Source organism: Mycobacterium sp. E1386 (assembly GCF_001672745.1).
Taxonomy (GTDB): domain Bacteria; phylum Actinomycetota; class Actinomycetes; order Mycobacteriales; family Mycobacteriaceae; genus Mycobacterium.
In genome coordinates, this window is record NZ_LZKH01000097.1 from 62,330 (window position 1) to 70,945 (window position 8,616).

Sequence of the window (8,616 nt, forward strand, 5' to 3'; positions counted from 1 at the left end):
GCTGGGTACGGTCGATTGGACCATGAGCAACCTTGAGCCGACACCCGCCGAACTCGCCTGCGCTACCGCACCAGGCGGGGGCACCGAGGTGCTGGCGCCCAGGGAAGTTCCGCTGGGCGGCCCGCGGGCCATGCGGGTGCAACGCACGCTTCCGCAACGGCACCGTTCGCTGATCGGTGCGTGGTGTTTCATCGACCATTACGGCCCGACGTCGGCGCGCATGGACGTTCCACCCCATCCGCACACCGGACTACAAACGGTCAGTTGGTTGTTCAGTGGGGAAGTGGAGCACAACGACAGCGCCGGAGTGCATGCCGCTGTGCGGCCGGGCGAGCTGAACCTCATGACCGCGGGTGCCGGAATTTGTCATTCCGAGGTGTCGGTGATGTCGCCGGCCGCCTTGCACGGTGTCCAGCTCTGGGTGGCGCTTCCCGATTCCGATCGCGACACCGGCCGCGACTTCGCTCACTACGTGCCCGAGCCGGTGTCGCTTGCCGGCGCGACGGCGCGGGTGTTCCTCGGCGGGCTGGCCGGTAGCCGGTCGCCCGTGCGTACCTTCACACCCCTGCTGGGCGCCCAGATCGATCTCGATGCCGGCGCTCACCTGGACGTCGATGTCGACCCGGCATTCGAGCACGGTGTGCTCTGCGATCTGGGCGCCGTCCGTGTGGAAGAGACGGCCCTGTCGGTTGCCGAGCTCGCCTACCTGAGTCCCGGCGCTTCGTCGCTGCGGCTGAGCAACGCGGGGGATCAGCCCGCCCGGGTGCTGCTGCTCGGCGGAACACCGTTCACCGAAGAATTGGTGATGTGGTGGAACTTCGTCGGGCGAAGCCACGACGACATCGTGGGATACCGCGAACAGTGGGAGGACGGCGACGAACGCTTCGGGACCGTCCATGGCTACCGGGGTTCGCTCACCCGACTGCCCGCCCCGCCGCTGCCGACCGCTCGGCTGCGTCCCCGACCCGTACCGCAAGGAAAGGAAAGCAATTATGACCGCCGATAAGACCGGAGCAGAAGCGACCGTCAGCCTCGAGGAGGGTCGGTACACCATTGCCGTAGAAGGCAAGCAGGTCGGCCTCGCCGACTTCGCCGACCGCGGTGACCAGCGCGTCTTCTACCACACCGAAATAGACCCGGCGTATGGCGGACGCGGCCTGGCGACCATCCTCGTCGAGGAGGCGCTCAACGAGGCTCGGGGCGAAGGCAAGCGCATCGTCCCCGTGTGCTCGATGATCGGAACGGTGCTCAAAAAGCATCCCGAGTACGACGACATCACCGATGCCGTGACGCCGGATATTCAGCGGTGGTTGCAGTCGTCGTAGCAAGATTAAGTCCAGCCGCACCCTTGGCATACGTTGCTTGATTGGTTACGTCCTTCAACGGGCCATGCTGGGCCAGATTCCAAGACAGCTCACGCAAGTCCTGCCGCAACCATGCGCCCGAGTTCGTCTACTGACTTGGACATAAGGTGGCTGAAAATGGTCGCGTACGGTTCCATCAAAATTGCTTTTCCACTTGGTGATCGCAGTTCTGCGATGCCCTCAGTTATAGGGGTTACTTCCACGTCTGGACTGAAACCAGAAGAATAGAGCTCCGGTCCCAAAGGGGGTGCACCGACGGCCCCGCGGGCAAGCGAGGACCAAATCCAGAGCAGGTACTTTTCAGCGAGTTCGAGTGAAGATAGCTTGGCTGTGTCATTGCGACGTTGTCCGCGGTCATTAACCGTATCAACGATCCACCAGTCAGCCTCGTGGCGAAGGTGCACCGAGAAATCCGTAGAAGTGAAAGCGATTTCGCAATCATCGCATTTCGTCGATACCGCCGCGTCGGGCAGGCGTGCGAGGCTAGACCATTCAATCCAGCTTGCAGAAATTCGCGAAAAGTCGGTCATTGGTTGCGTATGTCTCCTAAGAATCCGGAGTCCTCTAGGGCTTGCACTGGGGCGTCGTTTCCATCTGGTCCAATCACTCGGTATTGGATTCCGCCGCCCGGCTGATGGAACCAAGGCGCCACTTGGGATTGTTCAACGTGGTAGCCGGGTGGTAGGGCAGTCGGGTCCTTAACTACGTATTGATAATAGGGTTTGAGAGCGCTTTCGGGCGGGAGCGACAGTTCAGCAAATGGTGTTCCTTCAGGGGCCAAGTAGGAACCAAACGGGCTACCAAAACGGCCGAGCACCGCCCCGGGTTTGAGAGGCGCGTCGGGAATCACGGTGCCCGGCACCGCGTAGGGCTTGGTCGGCAGCGTGTCATCGGGATAGAACAGGCTCCCGTCTGGGTTCCTGAATTCCGGGCCTGGGTCGATCGGGTGGTACCCGTGGAACAACTCGTGGTCGGAAGGCAGCGGCGGCGGCGGCTCGAGTGGTGCCGTCGGCGTCGGGGCGCTGTCTGGTGCCACGGGTACATGCGGGCCCGCGGGAGCATGCTCGGGCGGAATGTCACCACCAGCCGGATGCGGCGCGTGCTCAACCACGGGTGCTGGTCCTGGATGGGCGACGCCCGGCACGGGTTGTCCGCTGACATCCGGTAGTGGCGAGCCATGCGGGGGAAGGTCCGCTTCGGCCATTGCCGCGCGCATCTCGGCCGCGCTCAGTGCCCGGGGGAGGACGTTGTCGGCGGAAAGGCCTTGCAGCGCTTCGCGACTGAAAAGTGTTTTCAGGCCTTGCCAGGCCACCTCCCCGCCGGCCTTGAGTTCAGGCCCGCCGACGGCCAAGGTGATGGCGCTCCACAGCGGCTCGGGGGTGGCTTCTACTTTCCCGGGATCCAGCGTGCGCATGCCGGTCAACTTGCCGCCGCTGAAGGTATAGGACGTGCTCATGGCCTGATCAAAGAATTCGCCCGCACCGTTCTTGAGCTGTCCATAGACCTGCACCGGCTGCCCATCCACCGTGTGGGCGAACATAAAACGGCCGTCGGGAGTGATCGTTATCGACGCGGGGTCGACGTCCTTGTAGTCGGGGATCTTGCCCAAGTCGTCGAGCGCGTGAGCCAGGTCGGCCTTCAGCTTGGGCAGCCTCCCGCTCGCGGCCTCCCCTTCCGGTGACCCAGGGCCATGGGTATAGAGGTCGGCCATCGCCTTGTTCAAGGCTTCCTGCGCGGCACGTACCTTACCGATTTGATCGACCACCGCTTGGTCGGTGATCCGACGGAGATCGGCCAGCGCTTGTAGCTGGAGTTCGGTGGGCTTCGGCGAACCGTCGGCGTCGACATCGCGGAGGGGAGCGGGATCGTATCCGTCGGTTCGCAAGTTGCCCAGCGCATTGCGTAAGCCATCGGAGTAGCCATTGCGTATCGAATGCAGCTGTGCGAGTGCGGCTTTGGTGTCATCGATGGCATCCCTCTCGCAATTGCGAATAAGAGCATCGAGGGTGTGCTTATCCTCTGTGCTGAGGTGGCCGCTCTGCTCCATTTCGACGGCCTGGCCGATTAAGCCGTCGAGCGTTTGCAACTGCGCCTCGAGTGTCGCGACCTCTGCCGCTGCGGACTCCTGCGCCTCAGCCAAGGATGCGGCGATGTTTTCCAGGTCTACGCCGATCTTGGGCAACTGCAGGGACTGCGTGCCGAGCGACTGGGTCACTCGCTGCACTTCGGCGGAGTCGTTGATCGGATGACCGCCATCCCGGCGGTCCCATGCAGCGCTGAAGCGCTTGCGGGCCTGCTCGAAGGCGTGCTGCGCCTCAGAGGTACATCGGCCGGCCCGGTGGAAGACCTCCGCCAGCGACGAGATCTGCCCTGGGCTCCCGGACTGCAAGCTCTTGTTGATCGCCCACGGATCACCGCCGGCCTCGGCGATAAGCGCCGCAATGCTTATATACCGCAGCTGCATCGCATCACCCGTAGCTGCGCAGCGTCACGCGCCGCACGATCATTGCCACCCTTCAGGAGCTGGCAATTACGCTACTAATGCGATTGCAGACGTCAATTCACCCGATCCCGAGGAGCCGAGGCTATGGCGATGCTGTTGCTGGCCCTCAAGGTTTTGTTGATCGCCTTCATCGTTGGGGGCGCCGTCGCTCTGGTCGTTCGCGCGGTCCGGCGCTCGCGGGCGAACCGATTGGATCCCCGTTGGAAGGTGGGCGGCACGCAACCGGGCTACGTGGCTTCCGCCCACGGCACGATGCCGAATACACCGCTCCCGGAGTGGGCGTACTGGGATGAGGACGGCGACGAGCACCCCGACGCTGGCCGAGCGCCCTGAGCCCACGACCTACCGAAAGCACTCCGCCTGCGGCGGGCATGAGAGACCGCTGATCCGCACTAACGCAAAGGGTCACGACCTCTTTCGAGCTCGTGACCTTTTAGCACCGCAGTTCGTAGAACCGCTCAAATGTGGGCGAAGGGGGACTTGAACCCCCACGTCCCGAAGGACACTGGCACCTGAAGCCAGCGCGTCTGCCATTCCGCCACTCGCCCGGAAAAACAACCGATGGACCATACCACTTTAATAGCCGCATTCCCCAACCCGCCTGGTCGGGCCCAGACGCCATGGGGCGCTGGGGAACAACGCGTCTGAACAGGGCCGACGCAGTTCTCAGAGTTTCGACGGTGCCGCCGCATCGTGCTGTCCCGATACGATGCTCTAGTGGGAGCTGACGGCGTGAATCGTTTGCCGCGCACCGGCGACAGGCCGTGGCAAGTGCGGGCCAACGCCGGCGCATGAGTAGCCAACGGGGGCTGGCGGCGCGGATCGAGCGCAAACTCGAGGCGACCGTCGACAACGCGTTCGCCCGGGTGTTCGGCGGCTCGATCGTTCCGCAGGAGGTCGAGACCCTGCTGCGCCGCGAAGCCCGCGACGGGGTCCAGACCCTGCAGGGCAATCGCCTTTTGGCCCCCAACGAATACATCATTACCCTCGGTAGGCACGACTTCGAGAAGGTGGGCGCCGACCCAGATCTCACGTCGGGCGCTTTCGCTAGGTACTTGGCCGACTACATCCATGAACAGGGGTGGCAAACGTATGGTGAGGTGGTCGTCCGGTTCGAGCAGTCGTCGAACCTGCGAACCGGCCAGTACCGCGCCCGTGGTGCTGTCAACCCCGATGTGCAGCCCCGCCCGACGGTCGACGATCCCGTCCGGCCACAATCAAATAGTGCGTTCGGCGCAGAACGAGGAGTAGCACCAATGACTGACGATTCGAGCTACCGCGGGGCTCAGGGGCCGGGACGGCCCGGCGATGAGTATTACGACGACCGCTACGGGCGGCCGCAAGAGGGTGGCGCGGAACCGCAGGGGGGACCTGATCCACGCGGTGGGTATCCGCCCGAGCAGGGCGGCTATCCGCCGCAGCAGGGCTACCCGCCACCCCGCCAACCCGAGCAGGGCGGCTACCCCGAGCAGCAGGGCGGCTACCCCGAGCAAGGTGGCTACCAAGCCCCGGGCGGTGGCTACCCCGATCAGCGCGGCTACCAAGGCGGCCAGGGCGGCTACCCCGAACAGCGCGGCTACCAGGGCGGCCAGGGCGGCTACCCCGAGCAGGGCGGTTACCCCCCGCAGTACGAACAGCGTCCTCCTGCGCCCGGTGGGTACGGCGGCCAAGGCTACGACCAGGGCTACCGCCAGGGCGGCGGGTACGGCCCGCCCGCCGGCGGTCCGCCCGGGGGCGGCCAGCAGGGCTACGGCGGGTACGGCGAATACGGTCGCCCACCGGCCCGCCCCGAAGAGGGTGGTTACGCTCCGCCCGAGCAGCGGCCCGCCTATCCCGAGCAGGGTGCCGGCTACGAGCAGGGCGGCGGCTACGAGCAGGGCGGCGGCTACGAGCAAGGCGGCGGCTACGAGCAGGGCTATCAGCAGGGCGGCGGATACGGCCGGCAAGACTACGGCCCCGGCGATTACACGCAGTACGCCGAGAACGTCCCCGGCGGGGGATACCCGGCTCAAGGCGGATACGCCGAGCCCGCCCAACGTGACTACGACTATGGCCAGCAGGCCGACTACGCCCAGCCGAGTGAGTACGGCCAGCCCGCCGACTACGGGCAGCCGGCCGGGGGCTACGGCGGCTACGGCGGCGGTTACGGCGCGGCCGGGACGACGGTCACCCTCCAGCTCGACGACGGCAGCGGCCGGACCTATCAGCTGCGTGAGGGCTCCAACATCGTGGGCCGCGGACAAGACGCGCAGTTCCGGTTGCCCGACACGGGGGTGTCCCGGCGTCACCTCGAGATCCGCTGGGACGGGCAGGTGGCGCTCCTTTCGGACCTGAACTCGACCAACGGCACCACGGTGAACAACGCGCCGGTGCAGGAGTGGCAGTTGGCGGACGGCGACGTGATCCGTCTGGGTCACTCGGAGATCATCGTCCGGATCCACTAAACCCGCTGGGCTCAACGCTGCCGTGCTTTGCCCCGCGTCGACCGCCGTCCAAGTATCGTGACGTTGCCGATGTGCTCGGGGTCACGGGCGCCAGGGGGACGACGCAGTACGGAAAGGACGCCAGATGCAGGGACTCGTACTGCAGCTGACGCGTGCCGGATTTTTAATGTTGTTGTGGGTATTCATCTGGTCCGTGTTGCGGATCTTGCGGACCGATATCTACGCACCCACCGGCGCCGTCATGGTGCGCCGGGGCTTGGCGCTGCGCAGCACCCTGCTGCCTTCGCGGCAACGCCGCACCGCCGCGCGCTACCTGGTGGTGACCGAGGGGGCGTTGGCGGGTGCGCGCATCACACTCAGCGGGCAGCCGGTGTTGATCGGAAGGGCCGACGATTCGACCCTGGTGCTCACCGACGACTACGCCTCGACGCGGCACGCCAGACTGTCTCAGCGCGGTTCGGAATGGTATGTCGAGGATCTAGGATCGACCAACGGCACTTACCTTGACAGGGCAAAGGTGACCACTGCGGTACGAGTTCCAATAGGAACGCCGATTCGGATCGGCAAAACGGCGATCGAGTTGCGCCCGTGACGCTGGTTCTGCGATATGCCGCGCGCAGCGACCGCGGCCTGGTGCGCGCCAATAACGAAGACTCCGTGTACGCGGGTGCGCGGCTGCTCGCGCTGGCTGACGGCATGGGCGGCCACGCCGCCGGTGAAGTGGCCTCCCAGTTGGTGATCGCCGCGCTGGCCCATCTCGACGACGACGAACCCGGCGGCGACCTGCTCGCCAAGCTCGACGCCGCGGTGCGGTCCGGCAACGCGGCCATCGCCGCGCAAGTGGAGGCCGAGCCCGAGCTCGAGGGGATGGGCACCACGCTCACCGCAATCCTGTTCGCGGGCGACCGGATTGGCTTGGTACACATCGGTGACTCGCGTGGGTATCTGTTGCGTGATGGTGAACTCACCCAGATCACCAAGGACGACACGTTCGTCCAGACGTTGGTCGACGAAGGCCGGATCACCCGCGAAGAGGCACACAGCCACCCGCAGCGGTCTCTGATCATGCGCGCGCTGACCGGTCACGAGGTCGAGCCGACCCTGACCATGCGCGAGGCCCGGGCCGGTGATCGATACCTGCTGTGCTCCGACGGGCTCAGCGATCCGGTGAGCGACGAGACCATCCTCGAGGCGCTGCAGATCCCCGACGTGGCCGAAGCCGCCTACCGCCTCATCGAATTGGCGTTGCGCGGCGGCGGCCCGGACAACGTGACGGTGGTGGTCGCCGACGTCGTCGACTACGACTACGGCCAAACCCAGCCGATTCTGGCGGGCGCGGTTTCCGGCGACGACGACCAGATGACGTTGCCGAACACCTCCGCGGGCCGCGCCTCCGCGATCAGGCCCCGCGAAGAGGCCGCCAAACGTGTTGCGCCGCAACCTGAAACGCCCAGCCGGCCGCGGTGGCCCAGGCGGCGGATGTTCTTCATCGCGACACTGGCGGTGTTGTTCGTTCTGTCCGGCATGGCCATCGGATGGTGGGTCATCCAGCGCAATTACTACGTCGCCGAATACGACGGAAAGGTATCGGTCGTCCGCGGCATTCAGGGATCCCTGTTGGGCGTGCCCCTGCAGCAGCCGTACCTGGTGGCGTGCCTGAGCGCCCGCAATGAGCTGTCCCTGATCGGTTACAACGAAGCCGGTCATCCGAACTGCCAGCTGATGACGCTGCGTGACCTTCGCCGGCCGGGGCAGGTTCAGGTTCAGACCGGGCTCCCGGGCGGCAGCCTGGACCAGGCCGAATCCCAGTTACGACAGTTGCTGGCGGAATACCTGCTTCCTACTTGTCCGTCGCCACGCGCCACGTCGCCGCCGGGCTCCCCGCCCACCGGGAGCGGCACCCCCGAATCAAGTGTCGCTGCATCGCCAACCCCCACTACCGCACCGACCACCGCTTCCCCCGGCCCTAGCGGCCCCACCAGCGCCACAGCCGGCCCCGCGACCCCGTCGCCGGCGGGCCCCACGACCACTTCCCAGACGGTCACCGCGCTTCCAGCTCCTCCACTGCAACCGGGCATTGATTGCCGGACGGTGGCATGACGACACAACTCCAGCCGCCAGTCGCGGTCACACCTCCGCTGCCCACCCGTCGCAACGCCGAGCTGCTGCTGCTGTGCTTCGCCGCAGTGATCACCGTCGCCGCGTTGCTGATTGTGGAGGCGAACCAAGACCGCGAATTGCGTTGGAATGTCATCAGTTACGGGCTGGTGTTCATGCTCGTGTTCGGGTCGGCGCACCTGGCCAT

Annotated in this window: 8 protein-coding genes, 1 tRNA gene and 1 pseudogene; 7 read left to right on the forward strand and 3 right to left on the reverse strand. The window is 65.6% G+C overall.

The genetic code is table 11. The annotated features are described in order from the left end of the window. Positions 1-22: 22 nt before the first annotated feature. Complete coding sequence (locus A5709_RS11280) at positions 23-1,006, forward strand: pirin family protein (protein ID WP_067943087.1); 984 nt, start codon at positions 23-25, stop codon at positions 1,004-1,006. Further along, positions 993-1,325: a GNAT family N-acetyltransferase gene (locus tag A5709_RS11285; protein WP_067943065.1), complete on the forward strand. Its 333-nt coding sequence runs from the start codon at positions 993-995 to the stop codon at positions 1,323-1,325. Before A5709_RS11280 ends, A5709_RS11285 begins: the two co-directional genes overlap by 14 nt. Before the next feature lie 89 nt (positions 1,326-1,414). On the opposite strand, the gene A5709_RS28000 is transcribed toward A5709_RS11285, so the two are convergent. Both A5709_RS28000 and A5709_RS11290 read right to left on the reverse strand, forming a co-directional pair. Beyond that, a complete protein-coding gene (locus tag A5709_RS28000) occupies positions 1,415-1,894 on the reverse strand; it encodes a hypothetical protein (RefSeq protein ID WP_231986957.1) in 480 nt (159 codons plus the stop codon). Continuing rightward, complete coding sequence (locus tag A5709_RS11290; RefSeq protein WP_068119921.1) at positions 1,891-3,828, reverse strand: TNT domain-containing protein; 1,938 nt, start codon at positions 3,826-3,828, stop codon at positions 1,891-1,893. The genes A5709_RS28000 and A5709_RS11290 overlap by 4 nt, the downstream gene beginning before the upstream one ends. A gap of 123 nt (positions 3,829-3,951) precedes the next feature. Between A5709_RS11290 and A5709_RS11295 the strand changes: the two genes are divergently transcribed. Next, a complete protein-coding gene (locus tag A5709_RS11295) occupies positions 3,952-4,200 on the forward strand; it encodes a hypothetical protein (RefSeq protein WP_068119923.1) in 249 nt (82 codons plus the stop codon). A gap of 132 nt (positions 4,201-4,332) precedes the next feature. On the opposite strand, the gene A5709_RS11300 is transcribed toward A5709_RS11295, so the two are convergent. Beyond that, positions 4,333-4,415 (reverse strand) — tRNA-Leu (locus A5709_RS11300). Between the two features lie 243 nt (positions 4,416-4,658). On the opposite strand from A5709_RS11300, the gene A5709_RS11305 reads away from it, so the two are divergent. The 4 genes and pseudogenes from A5709_RS11305 to A5709_RS11320 form a co-directional block, all read left to right on the forward strand. Next, positions 4,659-6,311 carry a DUF3662 and FHA domain-containing protein gene (locus tag A5709_RS11305; RefSeq protein ID WP_068119925.1) on the forward strand — a complete coding sequence of 551 codons (1,653 nt, stop codon included), beginning with the start codon at positions 4,659-4,661 and terminating at the stop codon, positions 6,309-6,311. 124 nt (positions 6,312-6,435) lie between these two features. Then, on the forward strand, positions 6,436-6,903 hold the full coding sequence (locus tag A5709_RS11310; RefSeq protein ID WP_067944720.1) for an FHA domain-containing protein: 468 nt from the start codon (positions 6,436-6,438) through the stop codon (positions 6,901-6,903). After that, the gene (locus tag A5709_RS11315) at positions 6,900-8,411 is read left to right on the forward strand and encodes a PP2C family serine/threonine-protein phosphatase (RefSeq protein WP_068012075.1); all 1,512 of its coding nucleotides are present in this window, start codon (positions 6,900-6,902) and stop codon (positions 8,409-8,411) included. The genes A5709_RS11310 and A5709_RS11315 overlap by 4 nt, the downstream gene beginning before the upstream one ends. After that, positions 8,408-8,616: pseudogene (locus A5709_RS11320) on the forward strand (cell division protein FtsW); the annotation flags it as partial. The gene A5709_RS11315 and the pseudogene A5709_RS11320, both read left to right, overlap by 4 nt.

Coding starts and splice junctions, on each gene's coding strand:
- A5709_RS11310 (WP_067944720.1), top strand. CDS start 6,436: ATGCAGGGACTCGTACTGCAGCTGACGCGTGCCGGATTTTTAATGTTG.
- A5709_RS28000 (WP_231986957.1), bottom strand. CDS start 1,894: ATGACCGACTTTTCGCGAATTTCTGCAAGCTGGATTGAATGGTCTAGC.
- A5709_RS11305 (WP_068119925.1), top strand. CDS start 4,659: ATGAGTAGCCAACGGGGGCTGGCGGCGCGGATCGAGCGCAAACTCGAG.
- A5709_RS11290 (WP_068119921.1), bottom strand. CDS start 3,828: ATGCAGCTGCGGTATATAAGCATTGCGGCGCTTATCGCCGAGGCCGGC.
- A5709_RS11285 (WP_067943065.1), top strand. CDS start 993: ATGACCGCCGATAAGACCGGAGCAGAAGCGACCGTCAGCCTCGAGGAG.
- A5709_RS11295 (WP_068119923.1), top strand. CDS start 3,952: ATGGCGATGCTGTTGCTGGCCCTCAAGGTTTTGTTGATCGCCTTCATC.
- A5709_RS11280 (WP_067943087.1), top strand. CDS start 23: ATGAGCAACCTTGAGCCGACACCCGCCGAACTCGCCTGCGCTACCGCA.